The organism is Halomarina litorea (assembly GCF_024227715.1).
Taxonomy (GTDB): domain Archaea; phylum Halobacteriota; class Halobacteria; order Halobacteriales; family Haloarculaceae; genus Halomarina; species Halomarina litorea.
This window is the reverse complement of the sequence record NZ_CP100448.1, coordinates 497,888-519,783: the sequence shown is the minus strand read 5'-3', so window position 1 is coordinate 519,783 and position 21,896 is coordinate 497,888. Positions and strand designations below refer to the sequence as shown.

At 70.8% G+C, this 21,896-nt stretch carries 26 protein-coding genes, 1 tRNA gene and 1 pseudogene; 12 read left to right on the top strand and 16 right to left on the bottom strand.

Going from position 1 to position 21,896, the window contains the following annotated elements; translation table 11 throughout:
* The first annotated feature begins 124 nt into the window (after positions 1-124).
* Both NKG96_RS02860 and thsA read left to right on the top strand, forming a co-directional pair.
* A complete protein-coding gene (locus NKG96_RS02860) occupies positions 125-931 on the top strand; it encodes a DUF7839 domain-containing protein (RefSeq protein ID WP_254536946.1) in 807 nt (268 codons plus the stop codon).
* 160 nt (positions 932-1,091) lie between these two features.
* Positions 1,092-2,699 carry a thermosome subunit alpha gene (gene thsA, locus NKG96_RS02855; protein WP_254536945.1) on the top strand — a complete coding sequence of 536 codons (1,608 nt, stop codon included), beginning with the start codon at positions 1,092-1,094 and terminating at the stop codon, positions 2,697-2,699.
* A 63-nt stretch (positions 2,700-2,762) separates the two neighbouring features.
* Here thsA and NKG96_RS02850 read toward each other — a convergent pair whose 3' ends face one another.
* From NKG96_RS02850 to NKG96_RS02815, 8 genes are read right to left on the bottom strand one after another with little or no spacing between them, the layout of a single operon-like run.
* Positions 2,763-3,464 carry an adenosylcobinamide amidohydrolase gene (locus NKG96_RS02850; protein WP_254536944.1) on the bottom strand — a complete coding sequence of 234 codons (702 nt, stop codon included), beginning with the start codon at positions 3,462-3,464 and terminating at the stop codon, positions 2,763-2,765.
* Positions 3,461-4,471, bottom strand: a complete 1,011-nt coding sequence (locus tag NKG96_RS02845) for a threonine-phosphate decarboxylase (protein ID WP_254536943.1) — start codon at positions 4,469-4,471, stop codon at positions 3,461-3,463. Before NKG96_RS02845 ends, NKG96_RS02850 begins: the two co-directional genes overlap by 4 nt.
* Positions 4,471-5,469 carry a nicotinate-nucleotide--dimethylbenzimidazole phosphoribosyltransferase gene (locus tag NKG96_RS02840; protein ID WP_254536942.1) on the bottom strand — a complete coding sequence of 333 codons (999 nt, stop codon included), beginning with the start codon at positions 5,467-5,469 and terminating at the stop codon, positions 4,471-4,473. Before NKG96_RS02840 ends, NKG96_RS02845 begins: the two co-directional genes overlap by 1 nt.
* Positions 5,460-6,026: an NTP transferase domain-containing protein gene (locus NKG96_RS02835; RefSeq protein WP_254538108.1), complete on the bottom strand. Its 567-nt coding sequence runs from the start codon at positions 6,024-6,026 to the stop codon at positions 5,460-5,462. Before NKG96_RS02835 ends, NKG96_RS02840 begins: the two co-directional genes overlap by 10 nt.
* Entirely contained in the window at positions 6,026-6,844 is an 819-nt protein-coding gene (cobS, locus tag NKG96_RS02830; RefSeq protein ID WP_254536941.1) for an adenosylcobinamide-GDP ribazoletransferase, read from the bottom strand. Before cobS ends, NKG96_RS02835 begins: the two co-directional genes overlap by 1 nt.
* Positions 6,841-7,752, bottom strand: coding sequence for an adenosylcobinamide-phosphate synthase CbiB (cbiB, locus tag NKG96_RS02825; protein WP_254536940.1), 912 nt, complete (start codon positions 7,750-7,752; stop codon positions 6,841-6,843). The genes cobS and cbiB overlap by 4 nt, the downstream gene beginning before the upstream one ends.
* A 1-nt stretch (position 7,753) precedes the next feature.
* The gene (locus tag NKG96_RS02820; protein ID WP_254536939.1) at positions 7,754-8,392 is read right to left on the bottom strand and encodes an HAD family hydrolase; all 639 of its coding nucleotides are present in this window, start codon (positions 8,390-8,392) and stop codon (positions 7,754-7,756) included.
* A 49-nt stretch (positions 8,393-8,441) separates the two neighbouring features.
* Entirely contained in the window at positions 8,442-9,998 is a 1,557-nt protein-coding gene (locus tag NKG96_RS02815) for a cobyric acid synthase (RefSeq protein WP_254536938.1), read from the bottom strand.
* A gap of 49 nt (positions 9,999-10,047) precedes the next feature.
* Between NKG96_RS02815 and NKG96_RS02810 the strand changes: the two genes are divergently transcribed.
* A complete protein-coding gene (locus NKG96_RS02810; RefSeq protein ID WP_254536937.1) occupies positions 10,048-10,338 on the top strand; it encodes a DUF8152 family protein in 291 nt (96 codons plus the stop codon).
* A 6-nt stretch (positions 10,339-10,344) separates the two neighbouring features.
* Here NKG96_RS02810 and NKG96_RS02805 read toward each other — a convergent pair whose 3' ends face one another.
* From NKG96_RS02805 to NKG96_RS02795, 3 genes are all read right to left on the bottom strand, one after another.
* Complete coding sequence (locus tag NKG96_RS02805; protein ID WP_254536936.1) at positions 10,345-11,040, bottom strand: cob(I)yrinic acid a,c-diamide adenosyltransferase; 696 nt, start codon at positions 11,038-11,040, stop codon at positions 10,345-10,347.
* A gap of 98 nt (positions 11,041-11,138) precedes the next feature.
* Entirely contained in the window at positions 11,139-11,303 is a 165-nt protein-coding gene (locus NKG96_RS02800; RefSeq protein WP_254536935.1) for a hypothetical protein, read from the bottom strand.
* Positions 11,304-11,592: 289 nt separating this feature from the next.
* Positions 11,593-11,832: a hypothetical protein gene (locus tag NKG96_RS02795; RefSeq protein WP_254536934.1), complete on the bottom strand. Its 240-nt coding sequence runs from the start codon at positions 11,830-11,832 to the stop codon at positions 11,593-11,595.
* 391 nt (positions 11,833-12,223) lie between these two features.
* On the opposite strand from NKG96_RS02795, the pseudogene NKG96_RS21000 reads away from it, so the two are divergent.
* From NKG96_RS21000 to NKG96_RS02775, 3 genes and pseudogenes are all read left to right on the top strand, one after another.
* Positions 12,224-13,342, top strand: a pseudogene (locus NKG96_RS21000) (succinylglutamate desuccinylase/aspartoacylase family protein).
* A 77-nt stretch (positions 13,343-13,419) separates the two neighbouring features.
* Positions 13,420-13,677 (top strand): DUF7553 family protein, encoded by a 258-nt coding sequence (locus NKG96_RS02780; RefSeq protein WP_254536931.1) that lies wholly within the window; start codon positions 13,420-13,422, stop codon positions 13,675-13,677.
* Positions 13,678-13,731: 54 nt separating this feature from the next.
* Complete coding sequence (locus NKG96_RS02775; RefSeq protein WP_254536930.1) at positions 13,732-13,998, top strand: DUF7553 family protein; 267 nt, start codon at positions 13,732-13,734, stop codon at positions 13,996-13,998.
* Between the two features lie 16 nt (positions 13,999-14,014).
* Here the strand turns inward: NKG96_RS02775 and NKG96_RS02770 are convergent, their stop codons facing one another.
* Together NKG96_RS02770 and NKG96_RS02765 are read right to left on the bottom strand one after the other, a co-directional pair.
* Positions 14,015-14,536 (bottom strand): metal-dependent hydrolase, encoded by a 522-nt coding sequence (locus tag NKG96_RS02770; RefSeq protein ID WP_254536929.1) that lies wholly within the window; start codon positions 14,534-14,536, stop codon positions 14,015-14,017.
* A gap of 69 nt (positions 14,537-14,605) precedes the next feature.
* Positions 14,606-15,019 (bottom strand): DUF7522 family protein, encoded by a 414-nt coding sequence (locus NKG96_RS02765; protein ID WP_254536928.1) that lies wholly within the window; start codon positions 15,017-15,019, stop codon positions 14,606-14,608.
* Between the two features lie 168 nt (positions 15,020-15,187).
* Between NKG96_RS02765 and NKG96_RS02760 the strand changes: the two genes are divergently transcribed.
* Positions 15,188-16,141: an alpha/beta fold hydrolase gene (locus tag NKG96_RS02760; protein ID WP_254536927.1), complete on the top strand. Its 954-nt coding sequence runs from the start codon at positions 15,188-15,190 to the stop codon at positions 16,139-16,141.
* A gap of 212 nt (positions 16,142-16,353) precedes the next feature.
* On the opposite strand, the gene NKG96_RS02755 is transcribed toward NKG96_RS02760, so the two are convergent.
* Positions 16,354-16,427: transfer RNA gene (locus NKG96_RS02755), tRNA-Val, on the bottom strand.
* Positions 16,428-16,564: 137 nt separating this feature from the next.
* Here NKG96_RS02755 and NKG96_RS02750 point away from each other — a divergent pair.
* From NKG96_RS02750 to NKG96_RS02740, 3 genes are all read left to right on the top strand, one after another.
* Entirely contained in the window at positions 16,565-17,143 is a 579-nt protein-coding gene (locus NKG96_RS02750) for a DUF192 domain-containing protein (RefSeq protein WP_254536926.1), read from the top strand.
* A gap of 90 nt (positions 17,144-17,233) precedes the next feature.
* Positions 17,234-19,153 (top strand): ABC transporter ATP-binding protein, encoded by a 1,920-nt coding sequence (locus NKG96_RS02745; RefSeq protein WP_254536925.1) that lies wholly within the window; start codon positions 17,234-17,236, stop codon positions 19,151-19,153.
* 114 nt (positions 19,154-19,267) lie between these two features.
* On the top strand, positions 19,268-19,450 hold the full coding sequence (locus NKG96_RS02740; protein ID WP_254536924.1) for a hypothetical protein: 183 nt from the start codon (positions 19,268-19,270) through the stop codon (positions 19,448-19,450).
* A 5-nt stretch (positions 19,451-19,455) separates the two neighbouring features.
* Here the strand turns inward: NKG96_RS02740 and NKG96_RS02735 are convergent, their stop codons facing one another.
* Complete coding sequence (locus NKG96_RS02735; protein ID WP_254536923.1) at positions 19,456-19,773, bottom strand: DUF5789 family protein; 318 nt, start codon at positions 19,771-19,773, stop codon at positions 19,456-19,458.
* 104 nt (positions 19,774-19,877) lie between these two features.
* Here NKG96_RS02735 and NKG96_RS02730 point away from each other — a divergent pair, with 104 nt between their 5' ends.
* The gene (locus tag NKG96_RS02730; protein WP_254536922.1) at positions 19,878-20,579 is read left to right on the top strand and encodes a hypothetical protein; all 702 of its coding nucleotides are present in this window, start codon (positions 19,878-19,880) and stop codon (positions 20,577-20,579) included.
* A 76-nt stretch (positions 20,580-20,655) separates the two neighbouring features.
* Complete coding sequence (locus NKG96_RS02725; protein WP_254536921.1) at positions 20,656-21,369, top strand: creatininase family protein; 714 nt, start codon at positions 20,656-20,658, stop codon at positions 21,367-21,369.
* On the opposite strand, the gene NKG96_RS02720 is transcribed toward NKG96_RS02725, so the two are convergent.
* A complete protein-coding gene (locus NKG96_RS02720) occupies positions 21,366-21,860 on the bottom strand; it encodes a DUF5790 family protein (protein WP_254536920.1) in 495 nt (164 codons plus the stop codon). The genes NKG96_RS02725 and NKG96_RS02720 overlap by 4 nt on opposite strands.
* Between the last annotated feature and the right edge of the window lie 36 nt (positions 21,861-21,896).

Here is a 21,896-nt window from a genome sequence, read left to right as displayed (position 1 = left end):
CCGCCGAACGGGGCGAGGGGGCTTCATCCCTCCCCCGGGTCGAACACAACCCCGCTTGTGGCTGTCGACAACCGGGGTGGGACGGGTCGGAAAGCTACTTGCGGCACGCGCCGGACGGTAGGGTATGACCGACGGCCTCGGCGAACGCGACGTCTCCGTCCTGCGGAGCAAGCGCGACGCCTCGCGCTACCAGATTCTCGTCGCCATCGCCGCCCGTCAACCGGCCGTGAGCCAGCAGGAGATAGCGGACGCCGTGGGCGTCACCGCGCAGGCCGTCAGCGACTACATCGGCGAACTGGTCGAGGCGGGCCACGTCGAGAAACACGGGCGAGGGCGCTACGAGGTGACCAAGGAGGGCGTCGACTGGCTCATCTCCTGTACGGAGGACCTGCAGGGCTACACCGAGTTCGTCGCACAGGAGGTCATCGGGCAGGTGGAGGTGGAGACGGCCATCGCCACCGGTTCCGTCCGCGAGGGCGACCGCGTGACGCTCACCATGCGCGACGGCACCCTCCACGCCGGTCCGGGCGAATCGGGGGGTGCGACGGCCATCGCCATCACGGACGCCGAGGAGGGACAGGACGTGGGCGTGACGGACTTCACCGGCCTCCTCGATTACGAGACGGGCCACGCGACGGTCCTCGTCTTCCCCGACGTGCGCAGCGGCGGGAGTCGGGCGCTTGACTCCGACCGGGTGGCCGGCCTCGCCGCGGACCACGATGTCGTGGCCGCCGCCGGGACGGAGGCCCTCGCGGCGGCACGGGCCGCCGGCGTCGAACCGAACGTGCGCTTCGGAACCGTCGTGGCGGTTCAGGAGGCCGCCGCGCGGGGCCTGTCGGTCCTCCTGCTGGTGACGACGCGTGAGCTCTCGACGCACACCGACAGGCTCCGCGAGCACAACATCGGGTACGAACTGGTCGACGAGCGATAGCGAGCGAGGAACAGCGTGACTCGCGCCACACCCCGCCTTCCTCGCACGCGCCATCCGGTCGATTCGACACCGGTAGAATCGCGGTACTGCGCGGTGGCCGAGCGAACTACTATCAGTCGAGCTATGTTTATCTCCTCTCCCACCCTACGGCCGCTCGATTATGTCCTACACCTACGGTCAGCCAGTGTACATCCTGAGCGAGGGAAGCCGCCGGACCCGCGGGCGCGACGCCCAGTGGATGTTCATCCGGGCGGGCAAGGCCGTCTCGGAGGCCGTCCGAACGACGCTCGGCCCCAAGGGGATGGACAAGATGCTCGTCGACCCCTCCGGCACCGTCGTCATCACGAACGACGGCGTGACCATCTTGGAGGAGATGGACATCGAACACCCCGCCGCCCAGATGATCGTCGAGGTCGCCTCCACGCAGGAGGAGGAGACGGGCGACGGCACGACGACGGCGGTCATCATCGCCGGCGAACTCCTCGCGAAGGCCGAGGACCTGCTGGACGACGACATCCACCCGACGGTCATCGCCAACGGCTACCGCTTCGCGGCCGCCGAGGCGCGTAGCGTCCTCGAAGCCCTCGCGATGCAGGTCGACGCGGACGACGAGGACACCCTCCGGAAGATCGCCATGACCGCGATGACCGGCAAGGGAGCCGAGGCCAGCAAGGACCTCCTGGCAGGCCTCGTCGTCAGCGCCGTGCAGGCCGTCGCCGACGAGGACGGCATCGACCTCGACGACGTCGTCATCGAGACGGCAGTCGGCGGGAGCGTCGCCGACTCGCGCCTCGTCGAGGGCGTCGTCGTCGACAAGGAACGCGCCCACGAGAGCATGCCCACCCGCGTCGAGGACGCCTCGGTCCTCCTGCTGGAGACCCCCATCGAGGTCCGCGGTCTGGAAGCCGACGCCGAACTCTCCATCACGACGCCCGCCCAGTTGGAGGAGTTCATCGCCCGCGAGGAGGGCGAACTGCGCGGCGTGGTCGACAGCATCGTCGAGTCGGGTGCGAACGTCGTCTTCTGCCAGCAGGGCATCGACGACCTCGCGCGCCACTTCCTCGCCCGGAAGGGCGTCCTCGCGCTCCGGCGCGTCAAGAAGAGCGACATGCACGCCCTCGCCCGGGCGACCGGCGCGAAGTCCGTCGGTGACCTCTCGGACATCGAGTCCGCACACCTCGGACACGCGGGCCTCGTCGAGGAACGCCGTATCGGCGACGACACCCTGCTGTTCGTCGAGGAGTGCGAGAACCCCAAGAGCGTCTCCATCCTCTTGCGCGGCGGCACCGACCACGTCGTCACCGAGGTCGAACGCGCACTCACCGACGCCCTCGGCGTCGTTCGCGTGACGATGCAGGAAGGCACCGTCGTCCCCGGCGGGAGCGCGCCCGAAATCGAACTCGCCCGCGCCATCCGCGACTTCGCCGACGGCGTGAGCGGCCGCGAGCAACTCGCCGTCGAGGCGTTCGCCGACGCCCTCGACGTGGTTCCCCGCACCCTCGCGGAGAACGCGGGCCTCGACCCCATCGACACGCTGATCGAACTCCGCGCCCGCCACGACCGGGGCGAGACGAGCGCGGGCCTCGACGCCTACACCGGCGAGGTCGGTGACATGGAGGACCTCCACGTGGTCGAACCCCTGCGCGTGAAGCTACAGGCCATCGAGAGCGCGACGGAGGCCGTCGAACTCCTCCTGCGCATCGACGACGTGGTCGCCGCTCGCCTGAACAACAGCGGCGGCGACGACTTCGGCGAAATGGACTTCTAAGGTCCGACCGCGAACACCGATTTTTCGGGTACTATCGCCACCAGCGACCGCTCCAGCGAGAACCTACACCTCGAACAGCGACGCCCGCCGCGTCGTCGCCACACCGTACTCTGCGTCCTCGACGCCCTCGGGCCACTGGCCCTCCGGGTAGCGCGCATCGAGACTCGCGCCGACCGCCTCGCGGACGCAGGCCCGCGCGCAGGCCCCGACTTCGGTCGCGCTCCCGGCGAACGCCTCGGGCGGGCCGGTCCGCTCACACCCGACGACGGCGGCATCGCTGGTCGTCCCCGGCACCCCCACCCGCGCGAGGAGCGTCGCCGCCTTCGCCTCCGCGGCGAGGGCGAGGAGGGACGCGAGCGCCCCGTCCGTGAGCGCCCGTCCCGTCCACAGGAGGACGTTGACGGTCCCCGGTCGGGACGACTCGTCGCCCCCGTCCGCCGACCCGTCCGGGTCCATCGGGAGTTCCGCGGGGTTCGAGACGCCCGCCGTGGCCACCGCCGCCACCGGGCCACAGCGCGCGCCGCGGGCGTGACGCATCTCGACGCCCGTGAGGAGCGTCGGCCCCGATTCTGCGAACCCGGCCCGGTCCCGGCGCGCTCTGATGTACCCGTCGAGGTCGGTGTCGGTCCACCCCTCCGGGACGGCGACGTTGTACGCCGTCTCACCCTCCGAGAAGCCGCCGCGCCACCCCGAGGAGAGCCACCGCGTGTGGGGCCGCCGGACCCGGAGAACGCCGTCGCGGACCGCCGTCTCCACGTTCGTCATTTGGTGCACTCGTCCAGCGCGCTCAGCAGTCGGTCGTGGTCGTCCCGGGTCCGGACCGCGACCCGGACGTGCGTGTCCAGCCCCCGGAAGGTGGTCGCGTCGCGGAGCGCGATGCCCCGCTTCCGGAGGGCGGCGAGCAGGTCCGAGGGGTCCTCGCCCACGTCACAGAGGAGGAACGGGGCGTCGGAGGGAGCCACGTCGAAGTACTCCTCCAGTCCGGCCCGGAGATACCGGCGTTCCTCGCGGACTCGCTCGCGGGTCGCCTCGACGAACCCCGACTGCCGCATGCAGTACGCCCCGACCCGCGCGGCGGGGGTCCCGAGCGCCCACGCCGGGACCGCCCGTCGGAGTCGCTCGCCCAGACGCCCCGTCGCCACCGCGAACCCCGCCCGCAGGCCGGGAAGGCCGAACATCTTGGTGAGCGAGCGGGCGACGACGACGCCCTCGCGGCCCGCGAGGGAGGGCCTGTCGGTGAAGTCGAGGAACGCCTCGTCCGCGAGGAGGGGCGTCCCCGCCCCCAGACAGCGCTCGTGGAGGCCCTCGAGGGCCTCGGGAGAGGGCAGTTCCCCCGTCGGGTTGTTCGGCGTGCAGACGACGACCATCGCGTGGTCGGCGGGGTCGGCGTCCCGGACGGCGTCGTGGGCGACGAACTCGGGGACGCCGCCCTGCAGACGGACCTCGCGGGCGTACTCGCCGAAGGAGGGTGCCGGGACGAGTATCGAGTCGCCCGGCGAGACGGTGACGCCGAGGGCGAGGCGGATGGCGGCGAGGCCGCCCGCCGTCGGGACGACGTCCCCGGGCGAGCCACCGACGTAGTCGGCGGCCACCCGACGGAACTCGGGGGAGTCGTCGCGGGGGTACGACCGCGAGGCGTCGAACGAGTCGGCGAACACCGCCCGGGCGCCCTCGGGGACCATCGGGTTGCAGTTGGCGCTGAAGTCCAGTTCGACGCCGTCGTCGCTCCCGTGGGGCACGCGCTCGACCGACCCGACGCTGTCCGGGTCCATCAGGGCTCACCCCCCTCGTCGCCGAGCAGACGGTCGTACACCGTCACGATGCGCTCGCGGACCGCGGGAAGCGAATCCTCGCGGTCGGCCAGCGCGAGCACCCCGCCCATCCCGACGCCCTCCTTGCCCTCGCCCGCGAGGTAGCGCGCCATCGCGACGTGGTCGTCGGTGAACCCCGGGTCGGTGACGGTCAGCGAGAGGTCGAGGTCGGCGCAGGCGGTCGCGAGGTCCGGCGTGGCGTCGGCGACGAACGACGTGGTGGCGACGTCGAGGGGCGCGTCGCTCCAGTGGCGGACCAGCGCGCCCGCCGCGACCAGCTGGGTCCCACCGGCGAGGGTCACCTCGGTGCCGGCCTCGCTCGCGCCGACGACGAGTCCGGCGACGGCGGTGAGGACCGGGTCGCCGACCGCCCTTACCGCCCGAATCGGGTCCCCGGTCCCGTCGTCGAGGCCGGCGGCGGCGAGGCCCTCGGCGACCACTCGCTCCTTCAGGTCGAGGGGGTTGTCGGGGAGCGAGGAACAGACCGAGTGGTCGTACCCGAGAGCGCGGAGCACGCCGAGGGCCGTCGTCGTCCCGCCGGGAACCGTCTCGCCAACGAGGAGGGGCCCCGGGAGCGACGCGCCGAGTCGCCGGGCACGCTCGAACACCCCCCTCGCGTCAGGGACGGTCCGACCCTCGCGGACGTCGTTCCCGGGGACCGCCCCGAGGTCGACGGTCGGTGCGCTCGACGGTGCCCCGAGGCCGGCGTCGAGGACGGTGACGTCGAACCCGAGTACCTCACGGACCGCACGGGTGACGACGGCGGGCGTCGGGCACCCCGTCGGACTGACGGGCGTCGGGTGGGCCTCGCCCTCGGGCGGGGCCACCGGCCGGCCGTACGTCAGTATCTCGGCGTCCGCGCTCGGCGTGTGGCGCAACAGGTCCGGGTGTGCGCCCGCGGCGCTGATGCCCTCGATTCCCGCGGTACGGGTCGTCCCCGCGACGAGGACTAGTCGCACAGCGCCTCCGCCACGCGGGTGTCTCTCGGTCGGTTCACGTTCACTGCCAGTCGGTAGGTGTCTCGTGTCACGATGGTGTCCTCCGCGTCGGCGACGACGTTCAGTCCCGTCGGAGCGAGCGCCCGCCCCCCGCGCTCGAACGTGGTGTCCGCGCTCACGCCCAGTCGCTCCTTCAGCGCGAGGGGGACGCAGACGACGAGTGCGCACTCCCCCGTCATCGCGCGCTCGCGGTACTCGGCCAGCACGGCGTCGACGGTCGGCCCGTCCAGCAGGGGCAGGTCCGCGACGACGGTGAGGGCGGGGCGGGTCACGGCACCCGCGTCGAGTGCGTGGGTCAGGTCCGCGACGTACCCCTCGCCGGGCGTCTCCACCGTCGGGACGCGCTCACGGACGTGGTCGGCGGTCCGGGGGGCGTTCGGGGAGACGGCGGCGACGGTCCTTTCGACGTCCGAGTCGGTGAGAGCGTCGAGCACCCGGTCGACCATCGCCCGCCCGCAGATAGAGAGGAGCGGTTTCTCGGTCCCGAGCGAGAGGCGCGTCCCGCGCCCGCCGCACATCACCAGAGCGTCCACGCGACCACCCCCGCGTGCAGCGCACAGACGCGACCGACCTCGTTGGCCGCGCCGAAGACGTCGCCGTTCACCCCGCCCAGTGCCCTGCGTGCCCACCAGAGGACGGCGAGGCCGCCCGCGAGACCGCCGACGACGGCGACCCCCGCGGCGGGCGAGGGGAGTACCAGCAGGCAGGCGGGGAGCGCCGCCACCGCGGGGCCGAGCAGCAGTGAGGGGTCCGCCCGGCGGGTGAACGCCGCCCCGAGGCCGTCGTGGGTCGCCTCGCCGAGGCAGGCGATGGCGGCCATCGAGAGCTTCGCGCCCACCTCGCTCGCCACGACGACGGCCGCGAGCGTGAGGGCGGGGAGCGCCGCCAGCGCGAGGCCCGCCAGCGCGAGACCGACGAGGACCGTTCCGAGGGCGAGGACCGCACCCACCCCGACCGTCGTGTCCTTCAGCACGCGCCGTCGCTCCTCGGAATCGCCGTGGACGACGGCGGCGTCCCCGAGGTCCGCCACCCCATCGGCGTGGTTGACGCCGGTGACGAGGACCAGCGCGAGGAGGTAGAGCAGGGCGAGCGTCGGGGCCGGGAGCGCGAGCGTCGCGCCGACGGAGACGGGGACGGCGACCAGCGCGCCCACGAGGTAGCCCGCCAGCGGGAAGGCGACCGGCGCGGCGCCGAACGCGTCCCACGCATCGCGCGAGCGCCCGACCGGGAGTCGCGAGAGGAAGCCGAGCGCGCCGGCGAGGGCGAGGCCGAGGCGTCGGGCGTGTCCCGTGGCGGGGGACGCCTTCCACGTCTCGTCCCCGGTCCGCCCGGTCATCCGACGACCTCCGCCAGCGCCAGCCACGCCGCGCCCAGCGCGAACGCCAGCAGACTCGCGAGCGAGACGACCCGCAGACCGCGTTCGGCCGGTTCCCGTTCCGGGAGCGGCGCGTCCGGGTTGAGCGTGTAGACGCCCGGTTTCTCCAGTCTGACGCCCGTCGCGGCCGCGAGCGTTCCCATCGGCCATCCGGAGTTCGGCGAGGGGACGCCGTCGAGCCACGCGCTCGCGGCCCTCACCGAGCGACCCGACCCCGCCGCGAGCGCCAGCAGGAGCGCGCTCGCCCGCGCGGGGAGCCACATGACGACGTCGTCGAGGCGGGCGCTCGCCGTCCCGACGGGTTTCGAGCGGTAGCCGAGCATCGAATCGAGCGTGTTGACCGCCTTGACCCACGCGGCCGCCGCCGCGCCCAGCGGGAGCGAGACGGGCGCGAGCAGGCAGAAGGCGAGCAGTGGCGCCACGAGACCGTCAGCGAGGTTCTCGGCGGCGCTCTCGACGGCCGCGCTCCGGACCTGTCCGGGCGAGAGGTCGGTCGCGTCCCGGCCCGCGAGTGCGAGGAGCGACCGGCGGGCGTCGGGGAGGTCCGTCGCCGACCCCGCGACCACCTCGCGGGCGGCGTCCAGCAACATCCGGCGACTCGTGGTCGCGAACAGGACGAGTCCGGCGGCGAGCGCACCCGTGAGCGGAGAGCCCCGGTCCGCCAGCGCGACGGTCCAGTAGGTGACACCGCCCGCGAGAAGCGGGAGGGCGAGGGCTACGAGGCCACCGACGAGTCGGGGGGCGCGCCACTCGCGGTCGACGGGCGCGACGAGGTGGCCGAACCACGCCACCGGGTGGAGTCGGGTCGGTGGCTCCGCGAGGAGGGTATCGAGTGCCAGCGCCAGCAGCACGCTCCCGGCGGCGAGCATGTCAGGCGGGGTCCTCCGCGTTCTCCCGCGCCAGCCAGTCCGGGAAGTCAGCGAGGGAGACGGTCGAGACGTCCACGAACCGCCCGCCGACGGCTTCGATACCGCCGTCGGTCCGCGGGTCGTCGCCCACGTGGACGAGGGGCGCGGGGGGGACGCCGAGGGCGTCGGCGACTCGCTCGAACATCTGTTCGGAGGGCTTTCGCCACCCGCAGGCGACGCTCGTGACGGTGGCGTCGAACAGCGACCGGTCCACCTCAGAGCGGATGAGCGTGCGCGCGGCGAGTTCGGGGACGCTGCAGTTCGAACAGAGGGCGACGGGGCCGACGTCGGCGGCCGCCGCGACGGCCTCGGGCGCGCCGGGACGGGTCGTCACCTCGGGGTCGAACGCGGCGACGACGGCCCGGCGGGGCGCGTTGCCGGGGGCGTCGACCTCCCGACTGGCGAGGGCGCGGGCGACGTGCGCCGGGAGAGGCACCTCCGCGCCCTGGGGGGCTTCGACGTGTCGCTCGCGGTAGGCGGTCGCCCAGTCGTCGGGGACCGCGACCCCCCGCGACGCGAGTTCCCGCGCGACCGCTCGCGCCGGGTCCTCGGGAGTGCGAACCGAGACGAGCGTGCCGAAGAGGTCGAACGAGACTGCCACTGGGCCGAGATTAGCGCAACTCCACTTGAAGACAGCGGTCGGAGCCCTCCTAGTATCCGACGACGGAGAGGTCGGCGTGATCCCGGAGGAGGGCGGCCGCGCGGTCGTGCGGCGAATCCGTCGTCCCGCCCGCGGGCCGGTCGAGGCCGGCACGCGCGAACAGGCCGCCGAGGAACGCCTCGCGGGGGGCGGGGTTCTCGAAGAGGCCGTGGAGGTAGGTGCCGAGGACACCCTCGACGGCGGCCCCCTCTCCCTCGAACGGGCGGTCCGCGGGGCCGGTGAGCGTCGTCCGGCCGGTGTGAATCTCGTAGCCCGAGACGGGTCCCGACGCGCCCGCCAGCGGCCCGACTCCCCGGAGGTCACGCTCGACCCGTTCGACGCACTTCTCGCCGGAGAAGCGCGTCTCGACGGGGAGGAGACCGAAGCCGGACAGGGCACCCTCGGCGTCGGCGCTCTCGCGTTCGACGCTCGACAGCCGTTCGCCGAGCAACTGGTAGCCCCCGCAGAGGCCGACGACGGGCCCGTCGAACCGGTCGAGTCGGTCGTCGAACCTCGCCTCGCGGAGCGCGAGCAGGTCGTCGACGGTGTTCTTCGTCCCCGGCAGGACGAGGGCGTCGGCGTGGTCGAACGGGTCGGCGGGGGGGAACACCTCGACGCGGACGCCCGGACACTCGGTGAGTGGGTCGAGGTCCGCGACGTTCGAGACCCGAGGGAGGCGCGGGACGGCGACGGTGACGCACTCGTCGGCGGGCGTCGGGTCCCCGTCGGCGCCGAGAACCGTCCGCTCGTCGGCGGGGAGCGAGACGCTGTCCTCGGCGGGCAGGCCGGGGTCGTCGTACGGGAGGACGCCGACGACGGGGACGCCGTAGCGCGCCTCGAACATCTCGATGCCCGGGTCGAGCAGTGACTCGTCGCCACGGAACTTGGTAATCAGACAGCCCCGGACCCGCTCGCGCAGGTCGTCGGGCATCAGGTCGAGGGTGCCCGCGAGCGCGGCGAAGACGCCGCCGCGCTCGATGTCCCCCACGAGGAGGATGTCGGCGTCGGCGAACCGGGCCGTCTCGACGTTCGCGAGGTCGCGGTGCCGGAGGTTCGGTTCCGCGATGCTCCCCGCGCCCTCGGCGACGACCACGTCGTACTCCGCGGCGAGGCGCTCCCACGAGCGTTCGGCGGCGGCGCGCGCCCGTCCCCAGCGCTCGTCGAAGTACTCCCCCGCACGGAACGTCCCGACGGCCTCGCCGTGTATCACCAGTTGCGAGCGCCCGTCGCCGCTCGGTTTCAGGAGGACCGGGTTGCAGTCCGTCGTGGCGGTGACGCGGGCGGCGCGGGCCTGTACGTACTGGGAGACGCCGATTTCGCCGTACGCGTGCCCGCTGGCACGAGCGTGCCCGCTGGAACGAGCGTCCTCGCCGGCACGGGCGTCCCCCGAACGGGTGTCGGCGGACTCCCCGACGACGGGCACCGCCCGGGCGTTGTTGCTCATGTTCTGGGCCTTGAACGGAGCGACCGACACCCCGCGGTCGGCCAGCAGGCGACAGAGACCCGCGACGACGGTGGACTTCCCGACGTGGCTCGCCGTCCCCGCGACGAGTATCGTGCGAGTCATCCTCACTCCCCGCCGTGGCCCTCTTGTTCCTCCGAGGTGGAGACGGGACATGGCCGACCCGGACCCCTCGACCCTCGCCGCACGACTCCACGAGCACCTCGCGGCGACGGCCGAGCGACCCGTCGAGCGGTCGGCGAGTCGGTGGCTCGGCGAGGCGGAAGCGGTGGCGGCCGACGCGGCGCGCGAGGACGCCTCGCCCGCGGTAGTCGAGAAGCGCGTCGGGCAGGTCCGGGACCTGCTGAGCCACGTCGACGGCACGGGTGACCCCGAGGCGGACAACCACGTCGCCGCCGCCCGTGACCTCGCTGCGCGCGTCCTCGACGGATGGTCGGGAGAGTAGTCACGGTCAGAACTCCGTCCCCTTCCGGGCGCGTCGCCCGGCGTCGAAGGGATGCTTGACTTTTCGGACCTCCGTGACGAGGTCGGCGGCCGTCAACAGGTACTCCGGTGACTCGTGGCCGCCCGTCAGGACGAGTTCGAGGGATGCGGGTTTCGACTCCACGAGGTCGACCACCGCGTCCGGGGCCACGAGGCCGCGTTCGGCGGCGTACAGTAGTTCGTCCACGACGAGCATGTGGACCCCGTCCTCGGGCGGGCCGTCGGGGGAGAGCGGGGCGGTCAGGTCCGCTTCGCCCGCCGCGGCGACGAGTTCCCGACAGCGCTCGAACCCAACTCGTGCCTCCGCCTCGTGGTCGCGGTCCTCGCTCCCGTCGTTCAGGGCGTGCCAGCCGTAGTGTCCGAGGTTCTCGTAGGAGATTCCGGGGACGGCGGCGATGGCGTTGTACTCGCCGCGGTCGGGTTCGACGCTCGCCGCGCCACCTTTCATCAACTGGAGGAGGTGGACGCGAAAGCCGTGGCCGGCGGCGCGGAAGGCCATCCCGAGGGCCGCGGTGGTCTTGCCCTTACCGTCGCCCCACCACACCTGCGTGCACCCGAACTCGTCGGGGGCGCTCGGTTCGATGGGACGGGCCTCGGGGCGGACGCCGCGGCCGGGGTCGTCGGGTGGGTTTGCGGACTCCGGCGGGTCGGACTGGTCGTCCATACCTCCCGCTGGCGGGGAGTCGAGGTGGGGTTTTCGGCGCGACCCGTCGGTCGCGGGCGAGTCGTCGGGCGTCGGAAGAAGGGGCGTTCGCGGGCGGTTCAGACGAGTTGCCGGATGTCCCGGCTCTCGCAGTAGGGGCAGGCCACCTCACCCATGTGGGACTCGGTGGACTCGAAGGTGGCGTCGCAGTCCCGGCAGTTGTACGTGAACTCGGTCTCGCTACCCGCACCGACCGCCGACTTGACGCGTTCGAGGATGCTCATAGTCCAGTTCGAGAGAGACCCGAGCGGCGCGTAAACCCGGGACATCGTTGCACCGTTGCGGATAGTTCCGGACGGTTTCCGACTCGAAGATAGTCGCCGAGCGGGGGCGGCGAGAGTCGGGGACGGGTCGCTCGCGGCCCGGCGAACCGTTCGAGGTGGGGTGAAACAGTTACCCGTGGGAGAGAGTCACAGGTCGAAGGCGTCCCGTCGGGAGTCGAACCCGACGCGCTCGGGGGTCCCACCGGGGACCGGGACGCTGGTCGGTCGGTCGTCACCACCCGTCGTGCGGTCACATGTCGATGCTCGCCTCGATGACGCCGAAGCCCGATTCGAGTGTCGACTCGTCGGCACCGGCCGCGAGAGCGACCTCCGCTTCGAGGTCGACGCGGATGTCGGTCGCCGTGGGGCGGAAACCGACCACTTCGAGGCGGTCGACGGCCGCGACGCTCTCGACGCCGTCGAGGACGTCCCGCGCGCCGCCAGCGAGGTCGCCGGCCGCGCCGCGGGGTACCCAGACTCTGACGGCCACGGACGTGGCCCTGAGTTCCACTGACATGGATGCGTCCGCCGGGGGTCGAACCCGCGCGGTGGCCGCTCCACGCGGACGCGTCCCTGCTCACGTTCGCGACACGAGTGCGTCGCTACGGCGGAACGTCGGGAGAAAGACCTGCTCGGTCCCCCACCCGACGCACTGCCGGACGAGGTGTCGCGTCCGGATTACGCGAGCGGGGTGAACCGAGCTGCGTTGTCGCAGACCTTCCCCGTCACGCCCGCCCCAGTGCTGCCGCTGGCGGAAGCGTCGCCAGCGTACATCCGGGGTGCGTGAATCGAGGTCATCGGTCTGCAGCCGCCCGTTGCGGGCGGTCGTACCACCTGCTTTCGCTGGCACCATAATATTCTTTGGGTGGGGTTGACAGGAAGTGACACGCCGAGCGTCGGGCGAACGACACCACGACTGCTACGAGGTGGGCGAGACGTACCTCGGCGACCCCGTCGAGATTCCGGTGACGGTGGTCAACGTTCGAAAATCGCCGTTGCGATTTTCGAGCCAGCCGAATCGTGAAGCGATTCGGTGACGGGGAGGAAGACGGGCCGACGCTGTTCTGTTCGGCGACCATCCACGGAGACGAACTGAACGGGGTGAAGGTGTGTCAGGAGGTGGCGACGGCGTACTCGCCCGCGGACGTCCGCGGGACGCTGGTCGTCCCGCACGTCCTCACCGTCCCGGGCTTTCTCGCCCAGCAACGGTACCTCCCCATCGACGACCAGGACCCGAACCGGGCGTTCCCGGGACGAGAGGGGTCGGCGACGGCGGGGCGGATGGCCGCCCGCATCTACGAGACGTTCGTCTCGCAGTGCGACTACGGCCTCGACTTCTACACCTCGACGCGCGGGCGGACGACGATGTACCACTTGCGGACGGACCTCTCGAACCCGGAGGTGGAGCGTCTGGCCCGCGCGTTCGGCGCGAACGTCATTCTCTCCGGGACGGAGGACCCGGGGTCGCTCCGGGGGACGGCGACTGCGGCGGGCATCCCGGTCCTCACGGTGGAGATGGGCAAGGCCCACCGCTTCCAGCCCTGCTCATCCGGAAGGCCCTCGACGGCGTCACCGGACTACGTCTGGTTGCCTGCCGAGCGTACGCTCGGCAACGTCGAGAGCGTCCTCGCACAGCTCGGGATGCTCCCGGGGCGACCCGTCCAGTGGCCGGGGTGGTGGCAGGTCGTCCAGGGCGACGGCGAGAAGGCGTGGCTCCGGCGGACAAGGGCGGTCTCGTCGATATGAACGGGGGGCCGTACCCACTCGTCGAGGAGGGCGACACCATCTGTACCGTCTCGGACCACTTCCACGAGGAGGAAGAACGGGTCGTCGCGCCGTTCACCGGTCTCGTCGTCGGCGTCCTCGAGAACCCCGTCGCCGCGCCGGGCCACCCGCTCTGTCACCTCGTGCGTATCGACGAGACCACCCACCAGGAGATTCGCGCCGAGATCGACCGCGGGGAGTTCGACGGCTACCGGATGCGCGGCCCGACGACGTGACCGCCCGGCGACGATTGTCATGGGTTAACAAGCGACACAACACTTTTGCACTGTCACCGAGTACCACACGAACACTCATGGAGCGAACACCACTCCAAGCGGCGGGTACGGAACTCGTCACCGCCGCGGGCTGGACCGAGGGGCGGACCGAGCGACGGCTCCACGGCGAGGTCATCGAACTCGCGAAGCTCGGCGTCGGGGACGAGCCGACGCCGGAGGCGCTCGACGGCCACGTCGCCGCCCTCCGGGAGCTCGCCACCGAGGCGGGACCCGGCGCAGAGCACGTCGAGCGCGCGCTGGCCCACGTCCGCGAGTACCGCGAGACGGTCGAGTAAGCGCGGTCGGCCTCCCCACGAACGTTTTTGCCCACCTCCGCTGTACGGTGAGCCATGAGCCGCGAGGAACTCCGGGACGCCGCCGAGACTCTCCGCGAGGGAGCGACGCACGCCGACGGTGACCGCCGACGCCGCATCGAGGGACAGGCCGACGCCCTCGAGACACTCGCCGACCGAGAGCGGGGCCCCGACCAGGGGCGGCTGGACCGACACATGAACATCCTGCGAGAACTCGGCGAGGAAGAGGACGGCGCGACGGACTACGTCGACCGCGCGCTGGAGTACGTCAGACAGTACCGCGAGGGCGTCGGCGGCATCTGAACGCCGACGACGGTCCCTACCGGCGGGACAGGAACAGGCCGACGTTGAGCGCGATTCCCGTGAGGAACAGCCCCCAGTTGACCAGCGGGTCGTTGTACCAGACGACGTCGATGCCGAACGACTGCTGGTAGAGCGGCCAGAGCGGTTCGACCGAGTCCGCGATGTCCGGCGCGGAGAGCATGTCCGCGAAGACGTGCGCGACGCCGGCGACGAACACCATCACGACGCCGAACCCAGTGGCGTGGTCGACGGCATCGTCGGAGAACCAGTCCGTCCCGCCCAGCGTCCGCTTCAGGACCGCACCCAGCAGGGGACCGATGAGGGCGGCGAGCACCCCGGCCATCAGGACGGTGTGGAACACTCCGTGGTGTTTCACCGTCGGGAGGATGCCCTTGAGGACGAGGTCGACGTCCGGTAACATCCCGAACCAGACGCCCACGGCGGCGAACGTCGCTGCCGTCTTGCGTTCGTCGATGATGAACCACGCCGGCACGAACCAGATGAGTGCCATCCCGAGATGGCCGACTACGTCTACCATGCACCGACTTTCACGAGTTAGTGTAATACCTTTGGTGCCTGTCGTGGCACGCGAACGTCCGGCGCTGGACTACGCGTCACCCGCGAGCACCTTCCGGAGCGCCACCGACACCTCCTCGAAGGCGTCGATGTCCATCTCGTCGGTCGTCAGGAGGACGCCCCGGTCGCCCACGACGACCCGCCCGACGAACCCCTCGGAGAACAGTCGAATCGTCGCCTCGTACTCCCCGATGGCGGGTTCCGCTCCGGACGTCGTCGCGAGGTCGCCGTACCCGTCCCGCTCCGCGAACACCCCGCGCTCGATGGCGACGAACCGCTCGATATCCGGCCGGACGTCACGTTCCTCGTCCCGGAGGTCCGACCGGAGGTACAACGGCGTGCAGTCCTCGGGCGTGAACGCGACGACGGCACGGAGCGCGTCTCCCAGTCCCGTCCGCGCGGTGCCGACGACGCTGTCGCTCAGGGTAGTGTTGTCGCCGATCATGGCACTCTGTAGGACGCGCGAGGAGATGAACCCGCCGTCGGACGGTTCCGCGTCCGTCCGTTCGAGCGCCGGCGCACGGGACCGCCCGCCGAGTCGAAGGGACTCGAACGAATCGTCGACCGGACTACCACGCGAACAGTTACCACATCGGCGACCCCACGACTCCTGATGACCAGCATCACAGACATGTTCCGTCGGGTGCGAGAGGGGCGTGAGGCCACTCCACCGTTCCTCGGCGACGCGACCGGGGGCACGCTGGCGGTCGCCCGGGACTGCTTCGAACACCCCGAGACGGTGACGCTCCCGGACGGACGCACGCTCGGGTACGCTGAGACCGGCGACCCCGACGGGACCCCGGTCCTGGCCTTCCACGGCGTCCCCAGCGGTCGGCTAGGTGCCGCAGTGTTCGACGGGGCGGCACGGGCGGCCGGCCTCCGACTCGTCGCCCCCGAACGTCCGGGCGTCGGCGTCTCCGACCCAGACCCGGACCGAACCCTGACCGACTGGCCCGCCGACGTGACCGCGCTGCTGGACGCCCTCGGTGTCGAGGAGGCACCCGTGGTCGGCGTCTCCGGCGGCGGACCGTACGCGCTCGCGTGTGGTGCCCTCGTGCCGGAGCGAGTCCCCCGGGTCGCCGTCTGCTGTGGTGTCGGTCCGATGGCCGCAGTCGGGCCCGCAGAGCGCCTCCTGTTCCTCCTCGCTCGGGGCGTGCCCGGCGTCGTCAGGGCGTTCCTGGGAGCGGAGGAACGTTCGGCCCGCTACGCACCCGAGCGGACGGTGAAGCGACGGGCGGCGGCCGCCGCGCCCCACGACCGCGAACGTTGGTCGGGAGAGATCGGCAGGGTGCTCGTGGCGTCGATACCGGCGGCCTGCCGGCATCACGGCGTCGAGGCGTTCGTCAGGGACCTGCAACTGTTCGCGAGCGACTGGGGGTTCGACCTCGCGCTCGACGTCCCGGTCGGACTCTGGTACGGCCGCGCCGACCGGTACGTCCCGGTCGCGATGGGTCAGTACCTCATGGAGGCGGTTCCGACCGCCGAGGCGCACTTCTACCCCGACCTCGGACACCTCTCCACCGTCATGGAGAACGACTCCGCGATGTTCGGTTGGCTCCGAGAGTGACGGTGGTCTGGTCGGAGGCGGACCTCACTCGCTCCTTCTCTCCTCAGTTCGAATCCCCCTCCCGAACAGATTTGTGACTCACCGTTGGGTTCGTCACAAAATCTGATGGGCCCGGGCGGATTCGAACCGTGAGGACTTCGCTCCGCTCGTCCTCTGGGTTCGGAATCCGTGGCATCAGGAGAATACCGCTCGCTGTCGCTCGCGGATGCTCATGGGCCCGGGCGGATTCGAACCACCGACTTCGGCCTTGTAAAGGCCGCGTCATAACCAACTAGACCACGAGCCCTCGGTTCGTGAAACCCGACCCACCGGAATAACGCTTGCGACCCACCTCTCGGGTGTTCTGCGTCGCGTGCGTTCCCGTCGTACCAGCCACGAGGCGACCCCAGAACCCTTACGCCGGACCGCCGCCTCCTTCGGGTGATGGCACCGAGTCCCCGTCGCGTCGGCACCCTCCTCGCGGGCGTGTTCGCTGCCCTTCTGGTCGGCGTCGCCCTCGTCCTCTCGGGCGTGATTCCGCTCCCGGCACCCGCAGCGGACGACTACGAGCGAACCACCGTCGCGGTGTACGACGAGGACGGGACCGAACTGGGGAGCGTCGACGCCCGCGTCGCAGATACGTTCCGCAAGCGCTACACCGGCCTGAGCAGTACGACGTCCCTCCCGCCAGGCGAGGGGATGTGGTTCGCGTTCGACGAACCGGGCGAGCACACCTTCGTGATGCGCGACATGGACTTCGGCATCGACATCGTCTACGTCGCCGCGAACGGGACCATCACCTCGATTCACCACGCGCCGGAACCGCCCGAGGGGGCGGACGGCAAGGACTTCCGCTACCCCGGCGAGGGGCAGTACGTCCTCGAGGTGAACTACGGGTGGACCACCGACCACGGCGTCGAGGTGGGCGACCGAGTGGTCGTCGGGGACGACGCGTTCGGGCCGACGAACGAGACAGTGAGGTCGGTCGCCCCGCCGGAACCCGTGCGGGTCGCCGCGGCCTGAACCGGGCCGCGCCACCAGTCGCACACTCGCTGTGCGGCACGGTCACACCCTTTGCCAACCCTTTTCAAAACGCCACCTGTAGGAACAGCAATGGGAATCACCGCCGACGAGGACGACCCGTTCGAGGAACAACGGGAGAAGGCGGACGACCCGATGAAGCGCCTGTTCTTCGAGTACGGGGGCGAGAACCGCCTCGCGTTCGTCGTCGGACTGCTCTCCAGCGTCGTCGCCCGCGTCCTCGACCTGTTGCCGCCCCTCCTGCTCGCGCTCGCCATCGACGCCGTCTTCCTCGAGAACCGTGCGTTCGACCTCTGGCTGGTCCCCGAGGTGTGGGAGCCAGCGACCAAGACCGGGCAACTGTGGCTCGCATCCGGGCTCATCGCCTTCGCCTTCTTCGGCGGGGCCGCCTTCCACTGGAGTCGCAACTGGGGCTGGAACTCCTTCGCTCAGAACATCCAGCACGCCGTCCGCACCGACACCTACGACAAGATGCAGCGCCTGAACATGGACTTCTTCGCCGGGAAACAGACCGGCGAGATGATGTCGGTGCTGTCGAACGACGTGAATCGGCTGGAGCGATTCCTCAACGACGGGATGAACTCCGCGTTCCGCCTGTCGGTGATGGTCGTCGGCATCGCCGTCATCCTGTTCGTCACGAACTGGCAACTTGCGCTGGTGGCCCTCGTCCCCCTGCCGCTCATCATGTACTTCACGTACAAGTTCGTCCAGATCATCCAGCCGAAGTACGCCGACGTGCGCTCCTCGGTGGGGAAGGTCAACTCCCGACTGGAGAACAACCTCGGGGGCATCCAGGTCATCAAGACGTCGAACACGGAGAACTTCGAGTCCGACCGCGTCGAGGGCGTCTCGAAGGACTACTTCGACGCCAACTGGGACGCCGTCGAGACGCGCATCAAGTTCTTCCCCGGCCTCCGGGTCATCGCGGGCGTCGGGTTCGTCGTCACGTTCACCGTCGGCGGCCTCTGGGTCATCACGCCCGGCGGATTCGGCCCGTTCACGGGGACACTCTCGCCGGGCGACTTCGTCCTGTTCATCCTCTACACCCAGCGCTTCATCTGGCCGATGGCGCAATTCGGACAGATAATCAATATGTACCAGCGCGCCCGGGCGTCCAGCGCCCGCATCTTCGGCCTGATGGACGAACCCTCGCGCATCACCGAGGACCCAGACGCCGACGAACTCGTCGTCGACGAGGGGCACGTCGTGTACGACGACGTCACCTTCGGCTACGACGAGGGCGAGACCATCGTCGAGGACGTCTCGTTCACCGTCGAGGGCGGCGAGACGCTGGCGCTCGTCGGACCGACGGGCGCGGGCAAGTCGACGGTCCTGAAGCTCCTCCTCCGGATGTACGACGTGGACGAGGGGACCATCGAGATCGACGGTCAGGACCTCCGGGACGTGACCATCCCGAGTCTGCGCCGGCGCATCGGCTACGTCTCGCAGGACACCTTCCTGTTCTACGGCACCGTCGCCGAGAACATCGCCTACGGGACGTTCGACGCGGACGAGGAGTCCATCGTCGAGGCCGCCAAGGCCGCCGAGGCCCACGAGTTCATCGAGAACCTCCCCGAGGGCTACGACACCGAAGTCGGGGAACGCGGCGTGAAACTCTCCGGCGGGCAACGTCAGCGCATCAGTATCGCGCGAGCCATCCTGAAGGACCCCGACATCCTCGTCCTCGACGAGGCGACGAGCGACGTGGACACCGAGACGGAGATGCTCATCCAGCGCTCGCTGGACCGCCTCACGGAGGACCGGACGACGTTCTCCATCGCCCACCGCCTCTCGACCATCAAGGACGCGGAACAGATCGTCGTCCTCGAGGACGGCCGCATCGCCGAACGCGGCACCCACGAGGAGTTACTGGAGAACGACGACCTGTACGCCCACCTCTGGGGCGTGCAGGCCGGCGAGATAGACGAACTCCCCGAGGAGTTCATCGAACGCGCCCAGCGACGACAGGCCCGGACGGAAGCCGACGACTGAGAACGGGAGCGGTCGAGTTCGGGGTCCGTCAGCCTAATTCAAGGTGGAGCCTCCGGCCTCAAGGAGCGACCGAAGCGTAGCGGAGGGAGCGAGTAGGCCGGAGAGGAAACCGACATGGCAGACACAACCGGCATACTACGACCGCACCCCCCGGGAGTGGGGGTGGGTGCTCGGTCTGCTCACCTACGCCGCCACCGTGTCCAGTTCGGACTGGAGAACTTCGTCGGGGCGGTGTTCGCGGCGCTCTCCTTCACCTACCTCGCCCACCACGAGGAGACCTATCGGGACGCCGACTGACCGATTCAGGCCGACTTGTCCTCGCTCTCCTGTGCGCTCTCGGCTTCGGACCCCCGGTCGGAGTAGTCCTCGCGCCCGATGGCGTCGTCCTCGACCATGGTGAGGACCGCCTGTCTGACCGCCTCGGCGTCCTCGAACTCCTCGCTGTAGCCCTCGAGGACCTCGCCGAGCGTCGTCGACCCGTCGGGCAGGCCGAGTTCCTCGTCGCCGTACGCCTCCCGAATCTCGTCGGCGTCGGCGGGGTAGTCGTGGTCCTCCAGTTTCTCGTCGAGGTCACCGAAGTCGATACCGTGCGTTCGACTGTCGTCGTCGTCGACACTCATACCGTCGGGACTCCCGGCGAAGGGATACGGCTTGGGCCGGCAACTGCGGGCCGAAGCCTGTCACCCAGACACCCTTATCCCCTCGGAGCGCCCTCTGGACGGGCATGACCGACGTGAGCACCGCCAGCACCGCCGGTACCACGAGCACCGCCGCCGGGACGACCAGTCTCCGACCGTTCACCGGCCTCTCGCTTCCCGGCGTCTGTTTCGAGAGCGGCCACTGCGTCTGGCTGCTCGACTTCGAGTCGACGCCGACGCCGTACGGCGGCTACACCGAGGTGTGGGTCATCGGTCCCGACGGGGACCGGACGCTCTACGTCTCCGAGGAGGAGGCCATCGACACCGTCTGCGAGTACCACGACTTCGACGCCACGCACGCCGCCGAGGTGACGGTCGAACGCGACGACGAGCGCCTCACGCTGTCGACGACCGGCGAGGACGGGACCCGTCTCGACTGCTCGCTGGCGTTCGAGTCGACGCCCGCGACCCGACTGCTCGGGGCCGTCGCCCGCGCGACGCCGAGTGCAATCGCCCGGAGCGGTGTCGGTCGGGCCGTCTCGACGTTCAGCCTGAACGCGCTTCTCGGCCTCGGCGGCCTCCCCGTCGGCGGGCGAACCGAGACGGGCCGGGAGTACTTCGCCGCCGCCGACCGGATGTACCTCGTCGGCGACGCGACGGCCACCCTCGACGGCACCGACCTCGGGGGCGTCGTGCGACCGCCCGAACGCATCGCGTTCGGCGACATCGTCACCACCGACCGACCCGTGGCGTTCGTCGGCGACCTCTTCCTCGAGTACGCCGACTGAGGTCGCCACCGGTGGCCCTGCATCGCCCCGCCCCCTGCCCCCACCCTTCAAGTCCGCGAGCGCGGACCCTTCTCCCATGCACCTCGCCGACGCCACGTGGACCGACGTGGACGAACTCGACGCGGACCTCGCGCTCCTCCCCGTGGGGAGTACCGAACAGCACGGCCCGCACGCCCCCCTCGGGACGGACGTGTACACCGCCGAAGCGGTCGCCGAGGCCGGAGCCGGGGCCTACGGGGGCGACCTCCTCGTCGCTCCCGCGATACCCGTCGGCGTCGCGGAGGAACACCGCCGCTTCCCGGGGACGCTCTGGGTCCGCGAGGACACCTTCAGACAGTACGTCTCCGACGTGGTCGGGAGCCTCGCCCACCACGGCGTCGAGCGGTGCGTCGTCGTGAACGGCCACGGCGGGAACGTCGCCGCACTTCGGGAGGTGTGTGGCCGCCTGACGCGCGACGAGGTGGCCTACACGCTCCCGTTCACGTGGTTCGACTCGGTGTCACACGAGGTGCCGATGGGCCACGGCGGTGCGCGCGAGACGGCACTCCTGCGCCACGTCGCGCCGGACCTCGTCCGCGAGGGGCGAATCGACGAGGCTCGCGAGGGGGCCAGCGAGCGCTGGGGGGAGTGGGTGTCGGGTGTGAACCTCGCCTACGACTCGGACGAGTTCAGCGAGAACGGCGTCGTCGGCGACCCGGGGGCGGGGACGGCCGAGGACGGCGAGGCGATGCTGACGGCGGCGGGGGCGTTGCTGGCCGACCTCCTCGAAGCGGTCGAGACGCGGCGCTAGTCGTCGTCTTCGTCCTCGTCGTCCTCGGGGTCTTCCTCCGCTTCCGCGTCGTCGGCGTCGTCCTCCGCCTCCTCCGCCTCCTCCGCGTCGGCGTCCGCGGCCTCCTGCAGGTCCTGAAGCGTCCCGCGCAGGCCGGGGATGGTGCTGGCGAGTTCGCCGACCTGTTCGCGGGCGGCGACGACGTCCTCCATGACCTCGGTGAGGGCCTCCAGTTCCTCCTGCAGGTCGTCGGCGTCCTCGAAGGCGTCGGCGCGAACGCCCATCGTGTACCACTTGCGGGCGTCCCGGAGGTGCTGTTCGGCCTCGCCCACGTCGAGAGCGCTCCGGAGGGCGTTGAGGACGCCGAGCGTGTTGTCCGACTCCACCTCCCAGACGGCCTCGGGTGCGGGGAGTTCGGCGCGGGCGGCCGCGAGGTGGTCTTCGACGTCGGTGCGAATCTCAGTCGCGGCCTCGCCGAAGAGTTCGTCGTCGTCGAGTGAGGACTGGCTCATGCCACCGGGTTTGGTAGCTGTCAGTATAAATACCCG